The sequence below is a fragment of the Cupriavidus sp. GW823-FHT07A04 genome (assembly GCF_058794615.1).
In genome coordinates this window covers 190,205-214,447 of sequence record NZ_JBXAHA010000014.1, presented here as the reverse complement: position 1 = coordinate 214,447, position 24,243 = coordinate 190,205, and the positions used below count along the sequence as shown (strand labels likewise).

Sequence of the window (24,243 nt, the reverse complement as noted above, 5' to 3'; positions counted from 1 at the left end):
GCATACGGAAAACCGAGAAAGAGGATGCAATGACAACGACATCATGGCCAGCCTACGTCGTCTTTGGCGAGGCATTGACCGATATGGTCCACCAGGGCGGGCAGGACTGGCTCGGCCTGCCCGGCGGCTCGTGCTGGAACGTGGCCCGCGTGGGCGCGCGGCTGGGCGTGCCTACCGCCTTTGCTGGTGCGATCAGCGCCGACACGCTGGGCGACCAACTGGCCGAGGCCAGTGCCGAGGCTGGCCTGGACCTGCGCTTCCTGCAGCGCGTGGAGCGCTCGCCGTTGCTGGCGTTTGTCGGCGCGCAGCACCCGCCGCAGTACTTTTTCGTCGGCGACGACAGCGCCGATCTCTACTTCGACCCCGAGCGCTTGCCGCCGGGCTGGCGCCAGGCCGCGCGCACCGTGCACTTCGGCTCGCTCAGCCTCGCGCGCCAGCCGCTCGCCGCGCGCCTGTGCACGGAAGCCACGCAGGCCAGGGCCGCGGGCAAGCGCATCGCCTTCGATCCCAACTTCCGCACGCCCATGCGTGCGCCGGAGTATCAGGCCGTCTTTGCGCACATGGCTGGCCTGGCGGACTACATCAAGGTATCGGACGAAGACCTGCGCGGCCTGTACCCCGCGCTGGACGAACACGCCGCGCTCGCAGCGCTCAGGGCGCTGGCGCCGCAGGCGCGCGTGCTGCTGACGCGCGGCGCGGATGGCATGACGCTGTTGCATGGGGACGGTGCTTGTGAGCAGCCGGTTTTCGCCGTCGAGGTGGTGGATACCGTCGGCTGCGGCGACGCTGCAATGGGCGGATGGATGGCGGGATTGTTGCTGGACCCCGAGGCGACGCTGGCGCGGCAGGCGCGATGGGCTGCCGCTACCGCGGCGGTGGCGGCCACGCGTGCAGGGGCGTATTCGCCGGCGGTGGCCGAGGTGAGTGTGCTACTGCGCGAGGCGGTGGTTCTGGCCTCTTTGGCCTGATCGCGTTGGGTCGGCGTTGCCGTGCTTCCTGCCGTGTTCCCTGTCGTGCTCCCCTCTCCCGCGTGCGGGAGAGGGGCTGGGGGAGAGGGCGGGCGCTCGTTACGCCGTCGTGCTGGACAACACCACGGGCTTCGCTTCAGGTGGCTCCTAGCTAAGCCACCCCTCTCCCCGGCCCTCTCCCCCCTGAGGGGAGAGGGAGAGACAGCCGTCGTCATGGCGCGCGGCTTTGGCCCGCTCGCCGGCTTCGGCTAGTGCCGCGGGCTTGCCGCCAACATCACTGCTCCAGCTTGATGTTCTGCACCTTCACCAGCGTCTTCATCTTCTCGAATTCCTTCTTGATCTCCGCCGCATGCTCTGCCGGGGTGTTGCCCGAAGGTTCCGCGCCGGCAGTGCGCAGGCGCTGCTGGAAGTCCTTGTCTTGCAGCGCCTTGACCGCGGCTTCGTTCAGCTTCTTGATGACTTCGTCAGGCGTGCCGGCCGGGGCCACCAGGCCGTACCAGGCCGGGTCGTTCGGCTCTTTCAGGCCGAGCTCGCCGAAGGTCGGCACGTTCGGCAGGGAGTCGATGCGCTTGTTCCAGGCCACCACGATCGGGCGCAGCTTGCCGGCCTTGATGTAGGGCATCGAGGAGGGCAGGTTGTCGACCATGATCGGCACCTGGCCGGCCAGCACGTCGTTCAGCGCCGGGCCCGCGCCGCGGTAGGGGATATGGACCATGAAGGTCTTGGTCGAGACCTTGAACTGCTCGCCCAGCATGTGGCCGAAGGCGCAGGTGCCGGAGGTCGCGTACGAATACTTGCCCGGATTGGCCTTGAGCACAGCCAGGAACTCCTTGTAGTCCTTGGCCGGGAAGTTCGGGTTGACCGCGATGACGTTGGCCACGTTGGCCAGGTTGGTGACGGGCTTGAAGTCCTTGATCGGGTCGTACGACAGCTTGGGGTTGCAGGCCGGGTTGACCGCCATGGTGGAGACCGTGGAGATGCCGATGGTGTAGCCGTCGGGCGCGGCCTTGGCGATGGCGTCGGCGCCGATCGAGCCGCCCCCGCCGGCGCGGTTTTCCACCACCACGGGCTGGCCCAGGATGCGGCTCATCTGGTCGGCCGCGCCACGGCCCACGATGTCCGTCGTGCCGCCGGGCGCAAACGGGATGATCAGCCGGATCGGCTTGGTCGGGAAGCTTTGCGCCTGCGCCACGGAGGCTGCTGCTGCCAGGCCAAGGGCCAGGGCGATTTTGCTGGTTTGCATGAGATCGTGTCTCCCGTCAAAGGACCGGGCGGGGATATCCGCCCAAGGTAAAGAACGCCGGCGACGCTGCCGCGGTGGCGGGGCTTTGAAGCCGGCGGCGTGAGTTCTGGCGGGCGGGCCTGGAGGCCGCCCGGGGGCTAACCGCCCAGGAGCCCGCGCTTGAGATCCCGGTCGACCGGATGGTCGCCAAGGAAGATGCGCAGCACGGCCTGGTAGAAATCTTCGCCCGGGATCGGCTTGCCGCGCGGCGTGCCGTTGATGGCGACCACGGTGCCGCCATCGGGCGAAAAGTCAAAATTGATCACATCGCCCTTGCGGGCGGTGCCCATCTGCTCCATGGTCTGGCGCAACTGGAACAGGCGCTCGGACAGCCTCTGGAACTGGACCTCGCTGTGGTTTTCGCGGAGCCCTTCGTTCAGGGCCTTGATAAAGGCATCGGGTGGCACCTCGCGCAGCGGCCGGATCTGCAGGCGCTTGGGGCCGTGGGCGCCCAGCACCACGGTCGCGTTGCGCGCCTTCTCCTGCAGGTAAAGGGCGGCCACATAGCCTTTGATGATGAACATCGAGCGCAGGCCGGTGCCGTTGAGCTGCAGCTCCTTGCCGCCGACCCGGGTGGCGTCGTCGATCCGCATGCCCTCGATTTCGTTGGCGCGCGCGCGCTCCGGCGGCATGGCCAGGGCGGCGCCCACGCAGAGGGTGAGCGCCAGCAGGCTTGCGCGGCGGGCGAGCGGTTCGCACGCGAACGGGGTACGACGGGAAAACATAAAGGCTGGACGGTACGACGGAACGTGCCATAGTCCACGATTTCTGAAACAATACCAATTGGTATCTGCCCTAGGCTGCACTTGGCGTGCGCGGCGGCCATCACAATAACTAAAACCAAGCGATGTCTTCTGCTCTCTTGTTGGTGCCGGATTTCAGCCTGATCCTGATCGGCTGGCTGCTGGTGCGCTATTCCCCTTTCGACCGCGCGTTCTGGGCTGGGGTGGAGCGCCTGGTGTACTTCGTGCTCTTCCCCGCGCTGCTGTTGCAGTCCACCAACAGCGCCAAGTTCGATTTCTCCTCCACGTCGGCCATGCTCGGCCTGGCATTGTTGACCACCGCGTTCGGCATGGTTGGCGGCTATGCCGTCAAATGGGCGATGCGGCTGGCGCCGCTGGATTTCGCCTCCGGCCTGCAGACCGCATTCCGCTTCAATTCCTATATCGGGCTGGCGTTGGCCGCGCGCCTGGGCGGCAGCGAGGGCCTGGCCATGATGGCGGTGATCGTCGGCTGCACGGTGCCGCTGTGCAATGTGGCCGCGGTATGGGCGCTGGCCCGTCACGGCGAGACCCGGCTGTGGCGCGAGCTGGCGCGCAACCCGCTGATCCTCGCCACCGCAGGGGGCTTGCTGACCAACCTGGTGGGCCTGCACCCGCCCGAGGTGGTGGGCATGACGCTGGCCCGGCTGGGCTCCGCGTCCACCGCGCTGGGGCTGATGACAGTCGGCGCGGGTCTGCAGATGAGCGGGGTGACGGGGGCGGTCGGGCCGGTGGCGTGGTGGAGCGGTGTCAAGCTGGTGGCCATGCCCTGCTTTGCCTGGGCGGTGGGGCGCTTGCTGCCGCTGACCGAGCTGCAGTCGCAGATCGCGGTGCTGTTCGCCTCGCTGCCGACCGCGTCGAGCGCCTACATCCTGGCCGTGCGCATGGGCGGCAACGGCCCGATGGTGGCGGCGACGATCTCGGTCATGACCGTGGCGGCCATCGTCACCACGCCGTTCTGGCTGTCTCTCGTCAGTTAGCTCGTCAGTTAGCGGGCGCCTGGGCCAGCGCCCAGTCGATATGCTCGCGCACCAGCGGGCTGGCCTCGGCCTGGCGCGCGCCGAGCGCGGCGCGGATGCGCGTGGCCAGCGCCATATCGCCGCTGGCGATGGCCGCGCGCAGGCTGTTGCCCAGCCCTACCGCCAGGTTGCGCAGCCAGCGCTCATGGCCGATGCGGCGGATCGGGCTGCCTTCCAGCCGCTGGTTGAATTCCGCCTCCGTCCAGCCGAACAGCTCGGCCATGTCGGGCGCGTCGAAGCCATTGCGCACGTCGAAGTCCGGCAGGGTGGCGCGGTGGGCGAACTTGTTCCACGGGCACGCCAGCTGGCAGTCGTCGCAGCCGTACACGCGGTTGCCCATTGGCGCGCGCAGTGCCTCCGGGATCGCGCCCTTGTGCTCGATGGTCAGGTAGGAGATGCAGCGGCGCGCGTCGATCCGGTAGGGTTCCAGGATGGCCTGGGTCGGGCAGATATCGATGCAGCGGCGGCAATTGCCGCAGTGGCCGGGTTCCGGCGCGTCGGCGGGGAAGGGCACATCGACCAGGATCTCGCCGAGGAAGAACATCGAGCCGCCATCGCGGTCGAGCAGCAGCGTGTGCTTGCCGCGCCAGCCCAGCCCGCCCTGCGCGGCCAGCGCCACCTCCATCACCGGCGCCGAGTCGGTGAAGACACGATAGCCGAACGGGCCGATGGCGGCTTCGATGCGGCTGGCGAGCTGCTGCAGGCGGTTGCGCAGCACCTTGTGATAATCGCGGCCCCGCGCGTAGAGCGAGACCATGGCAGTGGCGGGGTCGTCGAGCCGGGCAAGTTCATGGGCGCGCCAGTCGTGTGGGCCCGCGGCGGGCAGGTACGGCATGCGTGCCACGATGGCGCGCACCGTGCCGGGCACGAGTTCGGCGGGACGGGCGCGCCGCAAGCCGTGGTTCGCCATATAATCCATGTCGCCGTGGTAGCCCTGCGCCAGCCACGCCAACAATCCTGCTTCAGCCCGGCTCAGATCCACGTCGGCAATGCTGAGCGCATCGAAGCCGAGCTCCGTGCCCCAGGCCCGGATCGAGCCCACCAGCGCCTCCAGCCCGGCAGCGTCCGTGCCTGCATGCACAACGGACGACGCCGGGGGCGGCGCAAGGCCAGGCGCTGCCCCGTGGGCGGCGCTGCTGGCAGGAGGGGGCGAGGCGGTTGGCGCCTGGGCTGCTCGGTCGATCATTCCCGAATTGTACGCAATGCCCCTGCTCCAAGAACGCACACTCAACCTGCCTGACGAAGCGGCCACCGCCCGGCTGGGCGCGGCGCTGGCCGAGGCCGTGCGCAAGCTGCCGCCCCAGACCGTGCACCTGCAGCTCTCGGGTGACCTTGGCGCCGGCAAGACCACGCTGTCGCGCGCCATCCTGCGCGCGCTAGGCCACGCGGGCAAGGTGCGCAGCCCCACCTACACGCTGTGCGAGCCGTATTCGGTCACGCGCGCCGATGGCTCGCCGCTGACCGCCTACCACTTCGACCTGTACCGATTCGCCGATCCGGAGGAGTGGGCCGATGCCGGTTTTCGTGATTGTTTTGCCGAACCGGCCGTGAGCCTTGTGGAGTGGCCGGAGAAAGCCGGGCGCTTGCTTGGGGAACCGGACCTTCACTTGTTGCTCCAATCGGACATCGGCGACGCCGATGACGCGGCCGAACGCCGTATCGTTACGCTTCGTGCCTATACTCAGACTGGACTTACCCTGCTTTGCGCATGCTGATCAAGCGACTCGCCACCGACCGACCCGACGATATCCAGCTGGCCCGCCGCAAATGGCTGGCGCAGTGCCTCAAGGCCGGCGCCGGTAGCGTGGTGCTCACGCTGGCCGGGCCACAGATCGCCTTTGGCGCCGGTATCGTCGCGGTGCGGGTCTGGCCCGCCGAGGAATACACCCGCGTCACCATCGAATCCGATGAGCCGCTAGCCGCCGTCCACCAGATGATCCACGGCCCCGACCGGCTGGTGGTGGACATCGATGGCCTCGATCTCTCGCCCACCCTGCGCGAGCTGGTGGCCAAGATCACCTCCAACGATCCCTACATCCAGACCGTGCGCGTGGGCCAGAACCGGCCGCGCGTGGTGCGGCTGGTGTTCGACCTGAAGGAAAACGTCTCGCCGCAGGTGTTCACGCTGGCGCCGATTGGCAGTTACCGCAACCGCCTGGTGTTTGACCTGTACCCCGTCAATCCGCCGGATCCCTTGTGGACGCTGGTGCGCGACACCGAGGACAAGCAGCGCAGGTTTGCCGCCACGCAGCCCCCGGCCGGCGCGGACGGCGTGTCCGGCGCGCCTGCCTCCGGCGAGGAAGACGCCATTGGCGCACTGGTGCGCAAGTTCGAGGACAAGGGCGCCAACCCGGTGCCGGCCCTGCCGCCGATGGCAGCGGTCAAGCCCAGGCCGCCGGCGCCTTCCTCACCAGCCGTGCCATCGGCACCGCCGCTGGCGCAGAACAACCCGCCTGCGGCCCTGCCTGCCAACAACCCGCCGGCGGACCGTTCCTTCAAGATGCGCCGCCTGCTGACCGTCGCGATCGATCCCGGCCATGGTGGCGAGGATCCCGGCGCCACCGGCGCGTCCGGCTCGCGCGAGAAAGACGTGGTGCTGCAGATCGCGCAGCGGCTGCGCGCCAAGATCGACTCCCAGCCCAATATGCGCGCCATGATGACGCGCGACGCGGACTTCTTCGTGCCGCTCAACGTGCGCGTGCAGAAGGCGCGCCGGGTGCAGGCCGACCTGTTCGTGTCCATCCACGCCGATGCCTTCCTCTCGCCGGAAGCCAAGGGCGCCTCGGTGTTCGCCTTGTCCGAGCGCGGTGCGTCCAGCACCGCCGCGCGCTGGATGGCCAACAAGGAGAACGCCTCCGACCTGATCGGCGGCGCCAATATGGGCAACAAGGATGCGCAGGTGGCGCGGGTGCTGCTGGACTTGTCCACGACCGCGCAGATCAATGACAGCTTGCAGGTGGGCAAGGCGGTGCTGGCGGAGATCGGCGGCGTCAACCGGCTGCACAAGGGCAGTGTGGAGCAGGCGGGCTTTGCGGTGCTGAAGGCACCGGATATCCCGTCGATCCTGGTCGAGACCGCTTTCATCAGCAATCCCGAGGAAGAGCGCAAGCTCAACGACGAGAGCCACCAGGAGCAACTGGCCAACGCCATCCTGCGTGGCATCAAGAACTACTTCGCGCGCAATCCGCCGCTGGCGAAGAATCCGTCGGTGTAAGAGTAAGAGGCGGCGCCTGAAAACAAAACGGCCGGCAACATCGTTGCCGGCCGTTTGCCATGCAGCGCGCTGACACTCTGACACTCAGGCGCGGGCGGTAGCCCCGTCGGGCAGCGCGTCGCGGCTGGCGTAGCGCGAGGCAATCACCGAGCACACGATCAGCTGCAACTGGTGGTAGACCATCAGCGGCAGCACCAGCAGGCCCAGCGCCGGATGGCCGGCAAACAGGATCTTGGCCATCGGGATGCCGTTGGCCAGGCTCTTCTTGGAGCCGCAGAACACCGCGGTGATCTCATCTTCCACCGAGAAGCCGAGGCGGCGCGCGGTGAAGGTGGTGGTGGCCAGGATCACCACCAGCAGCACGGCGGCGAGCGCCATCACGGCACCGATGGTTTCCCAGCTGTACTTGTGCCACAGGCCGGCGGCGGTGGCGTCGCAGAACGACGAATACACGATCAGCACGATCACGCCGCGGTCGATCTTGTTGGTGATCTGCTTCTTCTTGGCCAGCCAGCTGCCGATCAGCGGGCGGGCCAGCTGGCCGAGCGCGAACGGCAGCAGCAGTTGCAGCGCCACGCCGGTCAGCGCCTTGCCCAGCGGCATCGAGGCGCCGCTGGCGCTGATCACCAGGCCCATCAGCAGCGGCGTGACGGCCATGCCGATCAGGCCCGAGATGGTGGCATTGAAGATCGCGCCGGGCACGTTGCCGCGCGCCATCGAGGTCATCGCCACGGACGACGACACGGTGGATGGCAGCGCGCACAGGTAGAACACGCCCAGCAGCAGCTCGGCGGGCAGCATGTTGCGCAGGCCGAACATCAACGCCAGCCCGACCACCGGGAAGACGATGTAGGTGAAGCTCTGCACGAAGGCATGCAGGCGCCAGTGGCGCGCGCCGGCCACCAGCTTGTCGCGCGACAGCGCGGCGCCGTGCAGGAAGAACACCAGGGCCACGCCCAGGTTGGTGACCATGCCCAGGTGCAGCGGGCCGTCGCCGGCGCCGATTTGCGGGGCCAGCAGCGCGATGCCGATGGCGCTCAGCATGATCAGCACGAACCCGTCGATCAGGTCGTAGATTTTCTTGAAGGGTGAGAGGATGGCGGACATGACGGCAAGGTTGGATTAGGGTTTCGCCTAGCATTGGACGTCAGTGACGCCTAGAATGCAAATTCATTTATCGCATCCATTCATCTCATAGACGCATGAATTACACGTTGCGCCAGTTGCGGGTCTTCCTCGCCGTGGTCGGGCATGGCAGTTTCAGCCGTGCCGCGGACGCTGTTGGCCTGACGCAGCCCGCGGTCAGCCGGGGCGTTGCCGAGCTGGAAGAGGCACTTGGCGTGCGCTTGCTCGACCGCACCACGCGGGAGGTGGTGGTGACCGATGCGGGGCAGGCCCTGGCGCCTGCCATCGAGCGCCTGCTTGGCCAACTGGACGATACGCTGGAAGAAACGCGCCAGCTTGGCGAGCGTTATCGCGGCCGGGTTGTGATTGCCAGTGCACCCACGATTTCCGCGCGGCTGATGCCGCTGTACGTGTCGACCTGCGCGCGCCAATATCCGGATATCCGCCTCAGCGTGCGCGACAACGTGCAGGCCGACGGCCTCGAGCAGATCCGCGCGGGGGCCGTGGACTTTGGCGTATTGATCGATCCGTTGGCGCCGGAAGGCTTGACCATCGCGCCGCTGGCGACCGATCCGTTTTGCTTCGTGTGCCGGCGTGATCACCCGCTGGCCAATGCCGACTCGGTGCCGTGGTCCGCACTGGACGGCATGCCGCTGGTGCTGCTGGATTTCGCCTCGGGCAGCCGGCCCCTGATCGACCGCATTTTCGCCAGCCATGGCGTGGCGCCGAGCGTGGTGCAGGAGCTGGGGCATTCGGCCAGCGTGTTTGGCATGGTCGAGGCCGGCATCGGCGCTTCGGTCCTGCCCTCGTTCTCGCTGCCGTTGCCGGCGGCGTCTCCTCTGGTCTGGCGGCCGCTCACGCCGCGCGAGGAGCGGCGCATCGTCATGGTCTGCCGGGAGGACCGCTCCTTGTCGCCTTCGGCCGCCGCCGTGTGGCAGATGGTACAGAGCCTGCCATTGCCGGCCGAGCCGGCCATGGCGCAATGACGGGCACCCGCCTGGCTTGGCTGCTTAGCCGCTTAGCTGCTTAGCTGCTTAGCTCCTTAACGGCTTAACTGCTTAACTGCGCGTTGCCGTGACCATCACCGCTTCCAGCGCAAAGCTGCCGTCGGCCTTGACGAGGTAGTGGTCGCGTACTTCCGCCGGCGCCAGTTGCCACAGGTGCTGGATGGCGGCTACCGCCACGGGCGGCGTGCGCATGCGCTGCACCCAGGTGGCGAACTCCAGCTCGATGCGCCAGGCCGGCGAGACGCTGGCCGTGAAGCCCGCAGCCTCCAGCATCGCTTTCCACTCGGTACCGGTGTAGTCGCGGATATGCGACGGGTCGCGCAGCAACTCCACCGATTGCAGCCAGGTATCGGGCAGCGGGTCGTCCGAGCCGGCGATATCGATCAGCACGACCTTGCCGCCCGGCTTGAGCACCCGGTACATCTCCGCCAGCGCCGCCGGCACATTGCGCCAGTGGTGAGCGCTCATGCGCGAGATCACCGCGTCGAAGCTGGCATCGTCAAAGGGCAGCGATTCCGCGGCGCCCTGGCGGGTGCGGATGTTCGCCAGCCCCTTGTCGCGCGCTGCGCCTTCCACAACCGCCAGCATTTCCGCCGACAGATCGTAAGCCGTCACTTGCGCTGCAACCCCCGCTGCGGCAAAGCTGGCGTGGCCCGCGCCGCAACCCAGGTCGAGCACCTGCGCCGCCGGCAGCGCCGCCAGTTCCTGTGCAAGCTGCTGCAGGTCCGCGCCCTGGGCGTGGACCGCGCTGGTGAGGTAGGCGCTGGCGGTGGCGCCGAACTGGGCGGCAACGAGTTCTTGTTGTTGCATGTGGCTCTCCTGGCGGCAATGGCCGCTAGTGGGTTCTGGTGACCGGGGACCGGGGGATTGGTGACGGGGGCTTGCCCGCGTAACGGGTTCGACGTACTGTAGCAGCCTGTTTTCCCGGTACAAGTCAGGGTTTTATCCTGGTATAAAACGCACCAGCTTTTTAGTTTTTAAGTTTTTGAGCTTTTACCTGGCTATCTGCATTGCCCGCTCAGCCCTCCATGACAGAATACGCGCCCCCCGATCCCGCCAAGCCACACGAACTCACGCGCGAAGCTGTGCTGGGCCGCTTCCTGCGGGCGCACCGCGAGCGCCTTGCCCCGGCCGAAGTTGGCCTGGCCCCCGGCCGGCGGCGGCGCACGCCCGGCTTGCGCCGCGAGGAGCTGGCGCAGCTCGCCGGCCTGAGCGCCACCTGGGTGACGTGGCTGGAGCAGGGCAGGCCGGTAGCGCTATCGGCCCGCGCGCTGGCCAGCCTGGCCGGCGCACTGCGGCTGTCGCGCGCGGAACGGGCCTACCTGTTCGAGCTGGCGGGCCGGCGCGACCCTATGCAGGCGCAGGACGAACACGCGCCAGCAGCTGTCCTCGCGAGCGTGGAGGCCATCAACGGCCCGGCCTACCTGCTGGACCGGCAATGGAGCGCGCTAGCTTGGAATGCCGCCGCCGCCGACCTGTTCGTGGGCTGGCTCGATCCCGCCAGCGAAGACCGCAACCTGCTGCGCAGCATGTTTTTATCGCCGGGTTTGCAGGCATTGGTGGAGGACTGGCCGCACCGGGCGGCGCGGCTGGTGTCGGAGTTTCGCGCGCACAGCATCCGCCATGCCGACGATCCGCCGATGCGCGCGCTGGTGGAGGGCCTCATTGCCCAGAGCCCGGTGTTCCGGGTCGACTGGCTGTCGCAGGATGTGGAAGAGCGGCAGGGCGGGCGCCGCGGCTTTCGGCATCCAGTGCGCGGGCTGTTGCATTTCGAGCAGCTCACGCTGGTGCCGGCCGCCGCGCCGGGCCTGACGCTGGTGATGCTGATGCCGGCGTGAAGGGCGGCCGGCAAAGGCCGGGACGGCGTTACTTCGGCTGCATGCGGATGGCGCCGTCGAGCCGGATCACTTCGCCGTTGAGCATGGGGTTGGTGATGATGGACCCCACCAGCTTCGCATACTCGGCCGGGCGGCCCAGGCGCGACGGGAACGGCACCATTTTGCCGAGCGCGTCCTGCACTTCCTGCGGCATGCCCAGCAGCATCGGCGTCTCGAACAGCCCCGGCGCAATCGTCATGCAGCGCACGCCGTCGCGCGACAGGTCGCGCGCGATGGCCAGCGTCATGGCGACCACGCCACCCTTGGAGGCCGCGTAGGCGGCTTGCCCGATCTGGCCGTCGAAGGCCGCCACCGATGCCGTATTGACGATCACACCACGCTCGCCTTCCGCGTCGGGCGTGTTCTGCACCATGGCCGCGGCAGCCAGCCGGATCATGTTGAAGGTGCCGATCAGGTTGACGCGGATGGTCTTGTCGAAGGCGTCGAGCGGGTGCGGGCCGTTCTTGCCCACCGTCTTGTTGGCGGTGGCAATGCCGGCGCAATTGACCAGCCCGGCCAGGCGGCCCAGCGCGGTGGCTGCCGCCACGGTGGCTTGCCCGTCGGCCTCGCTGCTGACGTCGCAGCGCACGAACTTCCCGCCCAGCTCGGCGGCCAGCGCGGTGCCGGCGGCTTCGTTAAGATCGGCGATCACCACCTTGCCGCCCGCGGCGGCCAGCATGCGGGCGCTACCCTCGCCGAGCCCGGAGGCGCCGCCGGTGACGATAAATACGTTGTCGCGGATTTCCATCGTTGTCTTCCTCGCTTGGATGTGTGGTCTCATGGTTTTCTGGCGCTGCAGATACGGCATGTTGGCATAACGTTTACGTAAACGTCAATTCGGCGATGCTATCTCCGCGGATGGCGGCGGCAATAAAAAAGGCGACCCGAGGGTCGCCTTTTTTACCTGCAGCGCTGAATGCGCGGCTTACTTCAGTGCTTCGAACACACGCGAAGTGATATCTTCCACGCTGCCAACGCCCGCGATCTTGCGGTACTGCGGCGGTGCCACCTTGGCGGCGGCGTCGCCATTGGCGGCCCACTTGGAGTAGTAATCCACCAGCGGACGGGTTTGCTGGGAGTAGACGTCGAGGCGCTTCTTGACGGTCTCTTCCTTGTCGTCGTCGCGCTGGATCAGCGCTTCGCCGGTGATGTCGTCCACGCCTTCCACCTTGGGCGGGTTGTACTTGACGTGGTAGGTGCGGCCCGATGCCACGTGCACGCGGCGCCCGCTCATGCGCTCGATGATGGCATCGAAGGGCACGTCGATTTCCAGCACGTAGTCGATCGCCACGCCCGCTTCCTTCATGGCCTCGGCCTGCGGAATGGTGCGCGGGAAGCCATCGAACAGATAGCCGTCCTTGCAATCGGCCGCCTGCAGGCGGTCCTTGACCAGGCCGATGATGATGTCGTCCGACACCAGGCCACCTGCGTCCATCACCTTCTTGGCGGCCACGCCTAGCGGCGTGCCAGCCTTCACCGCGGCGCGCAGCATGTCGCCAGTGGAGATTTGGGGGATGCCGAACTTCTCGCAGATGAACTGGGCTTGCGTGCCTTTGCCGGCGCCAGGCGCGCCCAACAGGATCAAACGCATTACGGGTCCTCAGAGTTTTGAATCTTGTATGGCAGGGGGAATGGAAGGAGGGTAACGCCGAAACTTGACGCGAGGCTTACCAACGCCGTCGGGACGGCGCGCCTCAGGTCGGAGTCTGGTCTGTTGACGACCGGCACGCTGATGCCTCTGCCGCTGGCGGCGGGCGGGTACCGATCGGGCTCACTTTTCATCTCCCCACCGAGCCTTGGCCGGGCGCCCGGGCGCCCGACGGCTCTGTATCGTCAAGCATTATGCCATGAGGCGGCGCGAAATCGGCTTGCCGCTGCGGTGACATCTGTCATGACTTATGTCGTAAGTCATGCGATGACCGCCGCAGCCGGCGGCCATCGCCAAGTGCGCTCAGGGGCCTTCCTGCGCCATGGCCTGCGCCCAAAGCGCACGCACGCGGTCCAGGTCGGCCTGCGTGTCAACGCCCGGCGCGGGCACAGCCGCTGTTTCCAGCACGCCGATGCGCTCGCCATGCCACATCGCACGCAGCTGCTCCAGGGCTTCCGTCTGCTCCACCGGCGACAGCGCCAGCGTGGGAAAGCGCCGCAGGAATCCGGCGCGGTAGGCGTACAGGCCGATATGGCGCAATACCGGCATGGCCGGTAATGCCACCTGGGCGGTGGCTGCCGCCGCGGCCGGCACGCCGGCCCAGGCGTCGCGGGCCCAGGGGATCGGCGCGCGGGAGAAATACAGCGCGCGGCCGGCGGCATCGCACACCACTTTCACCACATTGGGGTTGAACACCTCGGCAATCTCGCTGATCGGATGCGCGGCGGTGGCGATGGCGCAATCGGCATGGTGCGCCAGGTGCAGCGCCACCTCGTCGATCAGGCTGGGCTCGATCAGCGGCTCATCGCCCTGCACATTGACCACGATGGCGTCGTCCGGCAGGCCTAGCCATGTCGCCACTTCGGCCAGGCGGTCGGTGCCCGAGGGGTGGTCGGCACGCGTGATCACGGCTTCGATGCCATGCGCCGCGCAGGCTGCTGCCACTTCGGGCGCGTCGGTGGCGACCACCGTGCGCTGCGCCGACGAGGCATGGGCGCGCTCGGCCACGCGCACGATCATGGGCTTGCCGCCGATATCGGCCAGCGGCTTGTTGGGCAGCCGGGTGGAGGCCAGGCGCGCCGGGATGACGACGGTAAAAGCGGGCAGCGACATGGTGCGAGCCGCTTATTCCGGCGAGACCAGCCGGCCCGGCACGGTCTGGCGTGCCTCATCGGCCAGCATGATGGGAATGCCGTCGCGGATCGGATAGGCCAGTTTGTCGACCTGGCAGATCAGTTCCTGGGCGGCGCGGTCATGTTCCAGCTTGCTCTTGCACAGCGGGCAGACCAGGATTTCAAGCAGCCGGTTGTCCATCTTGCGTTTCCTTGTTGTGGCCGGCGGCGGACGCGGCGCCCGGCGCTGTGGGAGCGGCCTGGGCATGCGCGGCGACGGCGCGGCGAATTTTTTCGATCAGGCCCGCGTCGATCACGGGCGTGGTGGGGACGACCCAGATCCGCGGGTCCAGCGGGTCACTGAGGCGCTCGCATTTTACGGCATCCTTCTCGGTGATCAGGATCGCATCGGCCGCCTGCGCGACAGGATCGCCGGCGAACGGGTCTTCGGCGAAGTCGTAGTGGTCCGGCAGGGGCATGGTGTCCGGCACGAGGCCGGCTGCGCGCAGGCTGGCAAAGAAGCGCTCGGGGTTGCCGATGCCGGCCGCGGCCAACACGCGCTGCCCGGCAAACGCCGACAGCGGCTTGGCCATGGTCGGGTCGGCCAGCTGCCAGGCATCGTCCAGCACCAGGCGCATGCCATAGACATCCGGCTGGCTCGGGCTGGGGCGGAAGTCCGGGTCGTTGATCAGGGTGGCGTCGCGACGGCGCGAGAGCGATTCGCGCAGCGGGCCGGCCGGCAGCAGCAAGCCGTTGCCGCCCATGCGCGAATCGAACATCACGATCTCGAAGTCGCGTTGCAGCTTGTAGTGCTGCAGGCCATCGTCGAGCAGCAGCACGTTGACGCCGGGATGCGAGACCAGCATGGTCTGCGCGCACAGCGCCCGGTCGGGGAAGACCCAGACCGGCACGTCGGTGGCGCGCGCAATCAAGAGCGGCTCGTCGCCCACGTCCTTGGCCTGCGAGGTGGGCTTGACCCGGCGCGGATGCTTGAGCTTGACGCCGTAGCCGCGCGAGACCACGCCCGGGCGCAGGCCGGCCTCGGCCAGTGCATGGGCCAGCGCGATCACCGCGGGGGTCTTGCCGGTGCCGCCCACGGTCACGTTGCCGACCACCACCACCGGCATCGGCAGGCGCGTCGAGCTGTACCAGCCGCGCCGGTATGCCAGGCGCCGCCAGCCGCTGACCAGGCCGAACACCCACGACAGCGGCAGCATCAGCCAGGCGAACCAGCCGCGGCGTTGCCACTGGGCGGTCACGAAGTCGGCAAGTGTGTTGCGGGGAGCGGGCATGGGCGTGGTAAGCAGGGCTGGGCGGTAATGCTGCGTTGAAAAGAGCAGGCGTGGGGCCGGGGACGGTAGCACGGCGCGCCGGCACGATGGCCTCATCGCGTCATCGCGAGGCCGCGCAAGCGAGCTACCCAGTCATTATGGGCACCTTGCGGCGCCCGCCGCAAGGTGCGGCTCGCAGCGGGGGATTGCATCCCCGCGCCGCGCCGCTCAGCGCGCCTGCGAGCTCTGCGTGGCGAAGGTCAGGCGGGGCAGCCCGGCCAGGCGGGCGGCTTCCATGACGTTGATCACGGACTGATGCGTGGCCTGCGCATCCGCATTGACGATCAGCACGGGCGGCTGGCCATCGGCCGGGCCGGCTACCTCGCGCAGGCGCTGGGCCAGGCTGGTCACGTCCTGCTGGTCCATGACCTGCTTGTTGATCGAATAGACACCCTTGGCGGATACGGATACCACGATCTCGCCGGGGCGCTGCTGCGCCTTTTCGGCGTCGGCGGTCGGCAGCTGGATCTGCAGCTCGGTATAGCGCGAGTACGTGGTCGTGATCATCAGGAAGATCAGGATCACGAGCAGGACGTCGATCAACGGGATGAGGTTGATCTCCGGTTCTTCACGCCGCTGGCGGGATCGGAAGTGCATGGCGTATCAGGCGCGGCGCTGCGGCAGGATGGCATCCAGGAAGGCGGTGGCGCGGAATTCCAGCTCAGCCACGTAATCGTCCACGCGCCGGCGGAAGTAGCGCCAGAAGATCAGTGCCGGAATCGCGATGATCAGGCCGAAGGCGGTGTTATAGAGCGCCACCGAGATGCCATGTGCCAGCTGCTCGGGGCTGGCGCCGGCGCCACCCTGGCTGCCGAAGATCTCGATCATGCCGATCACGGTGCCCAGGAGGCCCATCAGCGGTGCGACCGAGGCGATCGTGCCTAGTGCGTTCAGGTAGCGCTCCAGCTCGTGCGCCACGGCGCGCCCGGCTTCCTCGACCACTTCCTTGGCGGCATCGCGCGACGTATGGGGCTGCAACACCACATGGCGCAGGCCAGCGGCCAGCACGCGGCCCAGCGGGGAGTTCTGCTCCAGCGTGTTGACCACCTCCGGCGTGGCGCGGCGCTGGTGCGCCACCGACAGAGCTTCGTCATACAGCTTGGGCGGCAGCACCTTGCTGCGCTTCAGGCTGAGGAAACGCTCGACGATCAGCGCCAGGGCGATGACCGAGGCGAGCAACAAGGGCCAGATCGGCCAGCCGGCAGCTTGAATGATGGAAAACACGTGGAACCCCGAGTCAACGGCTTGTGTGCTCATGCCAAGCGCCGCGGCCGTGCGCGCGCTGGCTATGTTCGAAAATGTTCGAAAAAATCAGGCGCCACTCTAACCCGCAGCACCGGGCGGGGCAAGACGCAGCATCGCGGTGTGTCTGCCGCGCATCGTGCGCGCAAGGCGCTGGAGGCGGCGACTGGCGGGATGTCCACATGGAACAGGGACAGTGCTGTGGATGAATTGTGGACAGAGGGCTGACAAGGCGGTCAAGTCACTGATTGATAAGGAAAAATTGTGTGTCGCTTAAAAAACGGGCAAACGGCGGGTGACGAGGACATCCTCCGCGCGCGCGCGAACCGCGCAAAACCGGAGTCCGCTCTATCCACATTAAAACAGGACAGTGCTGTGGACCGTTTGTGGACAGACGCCTGAAAAGAATGCTAAGTCATTGATTGGAAAGGTGAGTATACATAGTGCCTAAATAATGTGCAGGGCACGCCAGATGGGCTTCGCGGGGGCCTCCAACGCCCCGTGAATGAAAAAATCCCGCCATGTCTCCCCCTTTCCACATTCCGCCGGGACAGTCTTGTGGACGGGTTGTGGAAAACTATCTGAGAAGCTACTTAAGTCATTGATTGAAAAGCGCTTCATACGTGCTGATTAAAAAATGGGCAACAGCCATTTGCACGGTGTTTTCCAGTCTCCGTGCTCATGCTCAGGACATGGCCATGCCATGTCGCGACAAGGAGGCCTTGCGATCTCTTTTGGCTGCCGGATGGGCGTTTCCGGCGGGCAGGAAATAGTTCTCCACAGGCAGCGCGTTCTACCCAAGGTTGTCCAGAGTTCCTGTGGATAACTTTGTGAACAAGCCGGGGGTGCGGCCGGTAAGTGTTTGACGCATAAGGGGTTTGCTTACATTGCCTAAAAAATAAGACAGCCGAAAGCGCATAAGAATCAAAGGCTTGTGTCAAGTCATGGGGCTTTGCGGGGTTATTGCCTCCCCCACCCCAAGAGACTTGACAGACCAGTTATGCTGTGGACATGTCAATTCCACGCCGCTTGCCCGGCCGTGCGCCATGTCAGAACCGCTGAACTTTTCGCGTGAAACCCAGCCTATGGCCCCTCCCGGGGCGCGTGAGGCGATTCCCGTCGGAGAGCTGAACCACGCGATCGCCCAGGTACTGGAACGTAGTTTCCCGCTGACCTGGGTCCGGGGCGAAATCTCAAATTTCACACGCGCCGCCAGCGGCCACTGGTATTTCTCGCTCAAGGATGCGCGCGCCCAGATCCGCTGCGTGATGTTCCGCGGGCGCAACCAGCATGTCGACTTCACGCCGCGCGAGGGCGAGGCGGTCGAGGTGCGGGCGCTCGTATCCATGTACGAGGCGCGCGGCGAGTTGCAGCTCGGCGTGGAGGGCATGCGCCGCGCCGGCCTTGGCAATCTGTACGAGGCATTCCTGCGCCTGAAGGAAAAGCTCTCGCAGGCCGGGCTGTTCGCGCCCGAGCGCAAGCGGCCGCTGCCAGTCCACGCCCGCACCATTGGCGTGATCACCTCGCTGCAGGCGGCGGCCCTGCGCGACGTGATCAGCACGCTGCGCCGGCGCGCCCCGCATGTGCCCGTCGTGGTTTACCCGGTGCCGGTACAGGGCGCCGGCGCTGCGGCGAAGATCGCCGCCATGATCGACACCGCCAGCGAGCGCAACGAATGCGATGTGTTGATCCTGTGCCGCGGCGGCGGCAGCATCGAGGACCTGTGGTCGTTCAATGAGGAGAGCGTGGCGCAGGCCATTGCGCGCTGCGCCGTGCCGGTGGTCTCCGGCGTGGGCCACGAGACCGATTTCACCATCGCCGACTTCGTCGCCGACGTGCGCGCGCCCACGCCCACCGGCGCCGCCGAGCTGGTCAGCCCGGACCGCAGCCATATGCTGATGCAAGCCAGCCGCGCGCGCGACGCGCTGGCCCAGTGCATGCAGCGCCAGCTCGACCGGCGCGCCCAGAACCTCGACTGGCTGGCCCGCCGCCTGCGCAGCCCGCAAGCGCAGCTGCAGGAGCGCCGCCTGCAGGTCGACAACCTCATGCGTCACCTGCGCTCCGCGCTGCGCGATACCGTGGCCGCCCAGCGGCACCGCCAGCAGGTGCTGGCCATGCGCTGGGCGGCTGGCCGGCCCGATCTGGCCCAGGCTCAGGCAGAGTTGCGCCGCACCGCGCTGCGCCTGCGCGACGCCACGCAGCGCCAGGTTGAGCGCGCCGGCCAGCGCTGGCAGCGTGCCGCCGGCACGCTCGAGGTGCTGGCGCCGCAGCGCACCCTGGAGCGCGGCTATGCCGTGCTGCTGGACCAGCGCGGACGCGCCTTGCGCTCACCGTCGGAGCTGCGCGCGGGCACCGTGATCGAAGTCCACCTGGCCGAAGGCGTGGCCGATGCCAGCCTCGCCAGCGTTCAGCCCCGGCTGGTGGAACGCTAAGCCCGGCGCGCGTCGGCGGACCGCCGACAGCGCTTGCATATCGATCAAACTAATATGATCGAAGGGGCTTTGTTTGCCGCGTTTGCGCGGGTATGGCAAGTCCCCTACAATCGACAATTCCTGATCTTCAACCCCACAGAAAGAGACAGAACAATGGAACATACTCTCCCCCCGCTGCCTTACGCTCATGATGCGCTCGCTCCGCACATCTCCAAGGAGACCCTGGAGTTCCACCACGACAAGCACCACCAGACCTACGTCACCAACCTGAACAACCTGATCAAGGGCACCGAGTTCGAAAACTCGACGCTCGAAGAGATCGTCAAGAAGTCCTCCGGCGGCATCTTCAACAACGCTGCCCAGGTGTGGAACCACACCTTCTACTGGGACTCGCTCAAGCCCAACGGCGGCGGCCAACCGACCGGCGCGCTGGCCGATGCCATCAACGCCAAGTTCGGCTCCTTCGACAAGTTCAAGGAAGAATTCACCAAGACCGCGGTCGGCACCTTCGGTTCGGGCTGGGCCTGGCTGGTGAAGAAGGCCGACGGCTCGCTGGACCTGGTCTCGACCTCCAACGCCGCTACCCCGCTGACCACCGACGCCAAGCCGCTGCTGACCTGCGACGTGTGGGAACACGCTTACTACATCGACTACCGCAATGCCCGCCCGAAGTATGTCGAGGCATTCTGGAACGTCGTGAACTGGGACTTCGCCAGCAAGAACTTCGCTGGTTGATCTGGCGAGCGGTTGCCGCTGCACAAGACGTTGAAAAATGGCCCCTGGGATTCAGGGGCTTTTTTTGTCTCGATGGCGGACACGTGCCAGCGTTGGGGGCGCTACCCATGCTGCCGTTTATCCTGCCGACATTTCATGCGATTGCGTAGTCCTTGTCGATGCCCTCGCCTGGCAGGTTCGACGCCGGTGCCAGCGCCAGGTAGCGCGTACGCTGGTCCTTCCCCGTAAAGATCACCCGCGGCCAGCCATACCCGCCCGGCGCATACTCGTTGAAGTACGGTATGCGAAACCACATCCGGCTGTCGTGCACGTAGTCGTCGTACAGGGCGATGGCGGCCTTGTCCAGCCTCGCGACGGCTTCCGGGGAGGTGTGTTGCCTCAGGAAGGGCACGACCCCCGCCATCGGAGCCGCCAGGATATTGTCATCCGGGTTATAGGATTTGAAGAGGGTCGAGCGCCCGAATGGAACGCGAACCCGCTCGTCTTGAGGGTGACAGCCTCAGAATCGGCGCCGGGTTGTTTCGCGCCATTGCGAGCGAACTTGAAATGGCCGTCAAACACATCGAGATCGATCGCGGAGCGGCTCGAATCGGCCCGGCCGACCGACGCCACGGTGTCGAACAGACCAAGGAAGTTGACCTCGTAGGGCAGGGCGCGCTGCCCGGACTGCTCGCTGAGCGCTCCACCCTTGCCCCATTCGTTGATCAGCTTGTGGACAAAGACGCGCCCGGACGCCGCGCCTCGCGAGAACCCGAACACGTTGATTCAGATCTTCCTGATACTTCGGTTCCGTGGGCCGTCATCGATGCGGTTGCTGTGGGTGATGCCCAGCACGCGGATCCGGTCTGTGAGCTTGGACGCATTGCCTTTTGCGACGGCGTCGCACACAACCCTAGCCTTCTCGTAGGATATGAATGACTTCCTCTCATCTCTCGTGATCGCCTAGTGCACGGCATCTAGCACGCGGATCATGCCCCAGACGCAGCGCTGGTCGAAGCCCCGGCCCCGGCATCAGTTCCGGCCATCGCACTACCGTCAATTGAGACCTCCCTCTCGGTACTTGAGATTCCATTCGTCGTCGGCCACAAGACTCCGTCACGGTTTCCGACTCCCCATACGCGCACGGGACCTGCGGCGCGCTCCTGACCAAAGGAGCGCTAGCAGACCAAGCGACGACAAAATGCGATCGCCGGCCAGCATCTCCGATGGCAAGGCATGCCACGCAGCGTTCGGATTACGATGATGCTGCAGGTGAAGGTTGATGTGATATGGCCAGATGAAAAGCCGCCCAAGCCATCCCACGTGCCACGCGTAGGTCCAGTGGTCCCAGCCCGGAGTGACGTCCGGTCCGCCGCTGTGCTCCGCGAAGCTGCGTATCTTTTGCAACAGGACACCGCCGGTGAAGAGCGGTCCGAACCATAGCGCGGCAAGCAACGCCAGCGTTTGCACCGAACACAAGTCAGCCAGGATCGCTAGGATGACGCCCCACGTTATCGCCGCGGCCAGCAGCGGGCCGGTCGGCCGGACGAGTTGCCCACCGGCTTTCCGGTAAGCGCGCATCGTGCGCAACGTGTTGAGCATCAATACGTCGCCGAGCAACTGCCTGACGAGCGATATCGTATCGAGCGGCCGGAAGCGCCACGGCTGGTTTCGATACAAAAAGCGGCGCTCTGGATCATGTTCGGTGCCGACATGCCGATGATGCGCAAGATGCAGGGGGCGATAGAATTCGATTGGGACCGTACCAGGCACGCCAATCGCGACATTGATCAGAAAATCGTTGCAGCGCCGATGCCGGCTCAGATGGTAGTGCGCGGCATCGTGGTACAGGATGAAGAGCGCGTGCTGCCGCGTAGCAATGATGGTGAAGGCCACCGGATAAAGCCACCAGTCGTCGGCGGCAAGCGCAACGCGCAGCGTCACGACAATGCATAGCCATTCCACCAGGATCATTGCCATCGTGCGCAAATCCACGCGCAAGCACAGCAGGCCGGCCGTTGCCGCGCCGGCTAGCACGCCAACCGCCGCGCCACAGGCCACGTCGTAAAACAGATGCTGCCCGGTGGTCAGGACGGCCACTATCAGCAAGGCACTCCATATCGCGAAGAACCAGGCGCTGCGCTCACGCAGCATGGCCAACAGCACGCTAATCGCTACCGGCAGCGCAACATGGCCGCTGGGCAACGCCGCCAGCGGCGAGTCGATGCGATGCAGCCAGGCAAGCCAGCCTGAGTCGGCCACCGGCCGGACAATCGCAGTCGGCCAGAACAGATGGCCGACGAGACAGGCGATGGCGGCGACTGCCCCGGCAAAAAAGGCCGGCAGCAACCAGTCGCACTTGCGGCCAAGCCACACCAGTGTCGGCATCACCAGCAGATAGCTCAGATAGAGCGGTACTGTGGCCGGCAGGATCGGCGTCCATGTATCGAGCATGGAGGGGTGAACGATCCGCACCGGCCCCAAGGGGAAATGCGTAACGAAGAAATACAGCACCCCGGACACGAACAGGTAGGCCAGGAGCCATCTCATGGGTCTGGCCATGGACATCGTGCCGGTAGATTTACGACTCGAAGACATCTTCATCGCGGCAAGATTTCGGTGATCGGACGGGTATCATAACAAGCTGTCCAGTCATGCAAAATTCACCCATGCGCCTTCACGCCACGCCCATTGAGCGCGCCACCTTGAGCGCCGACCAGATCGATCGGATGTTCGCGCTCTACTCGGTGTCATATTGCGATGCCCGCCGGGATATCTTCGAACAGGATCTCTCGGACAAGACACATTGCATCATGCTGCGCGATACCGATGACGTGATTCAAGGATTCTCGACGCTGAAACTCTACACCGCCACATGGGGCGGAACTTCGCAGCGGGTGATTTTCTCGGGCGACACGATCATCGATCCGGCTCACTGGGGTAGCCAGCAACTGGCCTTCGCGTGGATTCGCCTCGCAGGCCAGATCAGCCGGCACGCGCCCGGCGTGCCACTTTACTGGCTCCTGATATGCAAGGGGCACCGTACTTACCGCTACCTGCGCGCGTTCGCGCATGACTACGCACCGCGCTGCGACGCGTCCACGGCGCCATCCGTCCAGGCACTGATGGATCATCTGGCGACCCAGCGGTTTGGCGCGGCGTATGACGGCGACACCGGGGTTCTGTCGTTCCCCACGCCACAGGGGCGGCTCGCTCCGGAGCTGGCGGAAGTGCCTGACGCCCATCGAAGGCTGCCGGATGTCGCGTATTTCCTCGCGCGCAATCCGCACTATGCAAGCGGCAACGAGCTTGTTTGCCTGTGCGAACTGTCGTCGACCAACTTGCGGCCGATGGCGCGCCGCTTGTTCTGCTCCACGTAGGCCGCACGATGCGGATCCGGCGCGCGCAGCCCGCGGACAATCCGCGCATCCTCGACTTCCTGACGCAGCATGCGATGCAGGGCGCCTTGCCGCTGCGCTTCGATCGCGCGCCGGATTACTTCGCCTTGCATCGCTGCCATGCCACCGATCACAGGACATGGCTCGCTGAGGGCGAACGCGGCGAAATGAAAGGCATTGCCAGCCTGGTCGTGCGCGACGGCTACCTGATGGAGCGAGTGCAGCCGGTTGCCTATCTTGGCGACCTGCGCCTCGTCCCGGACCGGCGCCTGTCACGCGCCTGGACGGAGGAAGTGCGTGCCCGTCTCGTCGATCTGGAACAGGATGCCGGCGTGCATCATGCCTACTGCTGCATGATCCGGGACAACCGGCTGGCGGCGCAGTCGCTGCTTGGCTCCAGGCGCGCAGGCCGCCTTGCGCTGTCGCACTGGCGCGGCTACAGCAACGTCTCGGTGTACGGCCGGCGATGCTGGCGTGCCGCACCGCGCACCGCCGATTCGGTCCGGATCGTGCAGGCACAGCCCCATCATGCAGATGCGCTGCGCCATTTTCTCGATACCGAATCGGCCCGGCAGCCATTCGGCTGCGTGTTCTCCGAGGCTGAGTTCGCGCGCCGGCTGCAGACCTGGCCCGATTTCGGCATCGGGTCTTTCCTGCTGGCACTCGACGCCCAAGGTAATCTGCGCGGCTGCGTCGCACCCTGGGATGCCGGGCGCATCAAGCGGATCGTGCTGGAGAGGCTCCCGCCATCCGTCCAGGCAATACGTCTCGCATTCAACGCGCTAGCGCCGGTCTTCGGCCGCCCCCGGATCGCCGCGCCTGGCGAGCCACTCCAGGACATCTACCTCACCCACCTGCACGTGCGGCAACGCGATCTCGCCGTGTTCGCCGCACTGCTCGATGCCGCCTGGGCAGGCCTGCGCAGCCGCTACGCGCTGATGCAACTCTGCCTCTACGACAACGATCCGCTCTGGCCTGCGATGGCGCCCTATCGCTTGACGCGCCTGCCGATGGATCTGTACACGCTGTCCAGTGCGAGCTACGCGCGCGCGCTCGATCTGGCATCGGCCGCGCGCATCCCTGGCTTTGAGATCTATCTCGTCTGACCTGATC

25 protein-coding genes are annotated in these 24,243 nt (G+C 66.3%); 11 read left to right on the top strand and 14 right to left on the bottom strand.

Annotated features, from left to right (window positions below; all coding sequences use genetic code 11):
- Positions 1–29: 29 nt before the first annotated feature.
- On the top strand, positions 30–968 hold the full coding sequence (locus AC1Q7Q_RS24715) for a carbohydrate kinase family protein (protein WP_492373325.1): 939 nt from the start codon (positions 30–32) through the stop codon (positions 966–968).
- A gap of 274 nt (positions 969–1,242) precedes the next feature.
- Here the strand turns inward: AC1Q7Q_RS24715 and AC1Q7Q_RS24710 are convergent, their stop codons facing one another.
- Positions 1,243–2,211, bottom strand: coding sequence for a tripartite tricarboxylate transporter substrate binding protein BugE (locus AC1Q7Q_RS24710; RefSeq protein WP_253930730.1), 969 nt, complete (start codon positions 2,209–2,211; stop codon positions 1,243–1,245).
- Positions 2,212–2,348: 137 nt separating this feature from the next.
- Positions 2,349–2,975, bottom strand: coding sequence for a chalcone isomerase family protein (locus AC1Q7Q_RS24705; RefSeq protein WP_492373326.1), 627 nt, complete (start codon positions 2,973–2,975; stop codon positions 2,349–2,351).
- A gap of 122 nt (positions 2,976–3,097) precedes the next feature.
- On the opposite strand from AC1Q7Q_RS24705, the gene AC1Q7Q_RS24700 reads away from it, so the two are divergent.
- Positions 3,098–3,991: an AEC family transporter gene (locus AC1Q7Q_RS24700; protein ID WP_492373327.1), complete on the top strand. Its 894-nt coding sequence runs from the start codon at positions 3,098–3,100 to the stop codon at positions 3,989–3,991.
- Between the two features lie 4 nt (positions 3,992–3,995).
- Here the strand turns inward: AC1Q7Q_RS24700 and queG are convergent, their stop codons facing one another.
- Entirely contained in the window at positions 3,996–5,216 is a 1,221-nt protein-coding gene (queG, locus tag AC1Q7Q_RS24695) for a tRNA epoxyqueuosine(34) reductase QueG (protein ID WP_492373328.1), read from the bottom strand.
- Positions 5,217–5,232: 16 nt separating this feature from the next.
- On the opposite strand from queG, the gene tsaE reads away from it, so the two are divergent.
- Together tsaE and AC1Q7Q_RS24685 are read left to right on the top strand one after the other, a co-directional pair.
- Entirely contained in the window at positions 5,233–5,745 is a 513-nt protein-coding gene (gene tsaE, locus AC1Q7Q_RS24690; RefSeq protein ID WP_492373329.1) for a tRNA (adenosine(37)-N6)-threonylcarbamoyltransferase complex ATPase subunit type 1 TsaE, read from the top strand.
- On the top strand, positions 5,739–7,244 hold the full coding sequence (locus AC1Q7Q_RS24685; RefSeq protein ID WP_150988779.1) for an N-acetylmuramoyl-L-alanine amidase: 1,506 nt from the start codon (positions 5,739–5,741) through the stop codon (positions 7,242–7,244). The genes tsaE and AC1Q7Q_RS24685 overlap by 7 nt, the downstream gene beginning before the upstream one ends.
- Positions 7,245–7,328: 84 nt before the next feature.
- On the opposite strand, the gene AC1Q7Q_RS24680 is transcribed toward AC1Q7Q_RS24685, so the two are convergent.
- Positions 7,329–8,351, bottom strand: coding sequence for a bile acid:sodium symporter family protein (locus AC1Q7Q_RS24680; RefSeq protein WP_043344030.1), 1,023 nt, complete (start codon positions 8,349–8,351; stop codon positions 7,329–7,331).
- Positions 8,352–8,446: 95 nt separating this feature from the next.
- Between AC1Q7Q_RS24680 and AC1Q7Q_RS24675 the strand changes: the two genes are divergently transcribed.
- Positions 8,447–9,355 (top strand): LysR family transcriptional regulator, encoded by a 909-nt coding sequence (locus AC1Q7Q_RS24675; protein ID WP_492373330.1) that lies wholly within the window; start codon positions 8,447–8,449, stop codon positions 9,353–9,355.
- A 72-nt stretch (positions 9,356–9,427) separates the two neighbouring features.
- Here the strand turns inward: AC1Q7Q_RS24675 and AC1Q7Q_RS24670 are convergent, their stop codons facing one another.
- Entirely contained in the window at positions 9,428–10,186 is a 759-nt protein-coding gene (locus AC1Q7Q_RS24670) for a class I SAM-dependent methyltransferase (protein WP_492373331.1), read from the bottom strand.
- A 218-nt stretch (positions 10,187–10,404) separates the two neighbouring features.
- Between AC1Q7Q_RS24670 and AC1Q7Q_RS24665 the strand changes: the two genes are divergently transcribed.
- A complete protein-coding gene (locus tag AC1Q7Q_RS24665; protein WP_492373332.1) occupies positions 10,405–11,214 on the top strand; it encodes a helix-turn-helix transcriptional regulator in 810 nt (269 codons plus the stop codon).
- Positions 11,215–11,242: 28 nt separating this feature from the next.
- Here AC1Q7Q_RS24665 and AC1Q7Q_RS24660 read toward each other — a convergent pair whose 3' ends face one another.
- From AC1Q7Q_RS24660 to AC1Q7Q_RS24630, 7 genes are all read right to left on the bottom strand, one after another.
- The gene (locus AC1Q7Q_RS24660) at positions 11,243–12,001 is read right to left on the bottom strand and encodes a 3-hydroxyacyl-CoA dehydrogenase (protein WP_492373333.1); all 759 of its coding nucleotides are present in this window, start codon (positions 11,999–12,001) and stop codon (positions 11,243–11,245) included.
- Positions 12,002–12,178: 177 nt separating this feature from the next.
- Complete coding sequence (gene adk, locus AC1Q7Q_RS24655) at positions 12,179–12,844, bottom strand: adenylate kinase (RefSeq protein ID WP_174426009.1); 666 nt, start codon at positions 12,842–12,844, stop codon at positions 12,179–12,181.
- A 360-nt stretch (positions 12,845–13,204) separates the two neighbouring features.
- The gene (gene kdsB / locus AC1Q7Q_RS24650; protein WP_492373334.1) at positions 13,205–14,014 is read right to left on the bottom strand and encodes a 3-deoxy-manno-octulosonate cytidylyltransferase; all 810 of its coding nucleotides are present in this window, start codon (positions 14,012–14,014) and stop codon (positions 13,205–13,207) included.
- A gap of 12 nt (positions 14,015–14,026) precedes the next feature.
- Positions 14,027–14,215: a Trm112 family protein gene (locus AC1Q7Q_RS24645; RefSeq protein ID WP_043344047.1), complete on the bottom strand. Its 189-nt coding sequence runs from the start codon at positions 14,213–14,215 to the stop codon at positions 14,027–14,029.
- Positions 14,196–15,305 carry a tetraacyldisaccharide 4'-kinase gene (gene lpxK, locus AC1Q7Q_RS24640; RefSeq protein ID WP_492373335.1) on the bottom strand — a complete coding sequence of 370 codons (1,110 nt, stop codon included), beginning with the start codon at positions 15,303–15,305 and terminating at the stop codon, positions 14,196–14,198. Before lpxK ends, AC1Q7Q_RS24645 begins: the two co-directional genes overlap by 20 nt.
- A 207-nt stretch (positions 15,306–15,512) precedes the next feature.
- Positions 15,513–15,941, bottom strand: coding sequence for an ExbD/TolR family protein (locus AC1Q7Q_RS24635; protein ID WP_043344052.1), 429 nt, complete (start codon positions 15,939–15,941; stop codon positions 15,513–15,515).
- Between the two features lie 6 nt (positions 15,942–15,947).
- A complete protein-coding gene (locus AC1Q7Q_RS24630) occupies positions 15,948–16,568 on the bottom strand; it encodes a MotA/TolQ/ExbB proton channel family protein (RefSeq protein WP_006157938.1) in 621 nt (206 codons plus the stop codon).
- A 1,064-nt stretch (positions 16,569–17,632) separates the two neighbouring features.
- Here AC1Q7Q_RS24630 and xseA point away from each other — a divergent pair.
- Positions 17,633–19,018 (top strand): exodeoxyribonuclease VII large subunit, encoded by a 1,386-nt coding sequence (xseA, locus tag AC1Q7Q_RS24625; RefSeq protein WP_416047708.1) that lies wholly within the window; start codon positions 17,633–17,635, stop codon positions 19,016–19,018.
- A gap of 153 nt (positions 19,019–19,171) precedes the next feature.
- Positions 19,172–19,753 (top strand): superoxide dismutase [Fe], encoded by a 582-nt coding sequence (sodB, locus tag AC1Q7Q_RS24620; protein WP_006157940.1) that lies wholly within the window; start codon positions 19,172–19,174, stop codon positions 19,751–19,753.
- Positions 19,754–19,886: 133 nt separating this feature from the next.
- Here sodB and AC1Q7Q_RS24615 read toward each other — a convergent pair whose 3' ends face one another.
- Positions 19,887–20,156: a hypothetical protein gene (locus AC1Q7Q_RS24615; protein ID WP_492373336.1), complete on the bottom strand. Its 270-nt coding sequence runs from the start codon at positions 20,154–20,156 to the stop codon at positions 19,887–19,889.
- Positions 20,157–20,215: 59 nt separating this feature from the next.
- Here AC1Q7Q_RS24615 and AC1Q7Q_RS24610 point away from each other — a divergent pair, with 59 nt between their 5' ends.
- Positions 20,216–20,671 carry a hypothetical protein gene (locus AC1Q7Q_RS24610; RefSeq protein WP_492373337.1) on the top strand — a complete coding sequence of 152 codons (456 nt, stop codon included), beginning with the start codon at positions 20,216–20,218 and terminating at the stop codon, positions 20,669–20,671.
- Positions 20,672–20,848: 177 nt separating this feature from the next.
- Here the strand turns inward: AC1Q7Q_RS24610 and AC1Q7Q_RS24605 are convergent, their stop codons facing one another.
- The gene (locus tag AC1Q7Q_RS24605) at positions 20,849–22,282 is read right to left on the bottom strand and encodes a fatty acid desaturase (RefSeq protein WP_492373338.1); all 1,434 of its coding nucleotides are present in this window, start codon (positions 22,280–22,282) and stop codon (positions 20,849–20,851) included.
- 119 nt (positions 22,283–22,401) lie between these two features.
- Here AC1Q7Q_RS24605 and AC1Q7Q_RS24600 point away from each other — a divergent pair, with 119 nt between their 5' ends.
- Together AC1Q7Q_RS24600 and AC1Q7Q_RS24595 are read left to right on the top strand one after the other, a co-directional pair.
- Positions 22,402–23,112 (top strand): hypothetical protein, encoded by a 711-nt coding sequence (locus AC1Q7Q_RS24600; protein WP_492373339.1) that lies wholly within the window; start codon positions 22,402–22,404, stop codon positions 23,110–23,112.
- Complete coding sequence (locus tag AC1Q7Q_RS24595; protein WP_492387229.1) at positions 23,052–24,236, top strand: hypothetical protein; 1,185 nt, start codon at positions 23,052–23,054, stop codon at positions 24,234–24,236. Before AC1Q7Q_RS24600 ends, AC1Q7Q_RS24595 begins: the two co-directional genes overlap by 61 nt.
- Positions 24,237–24,243: the final 7 nt, after the last annotated feature.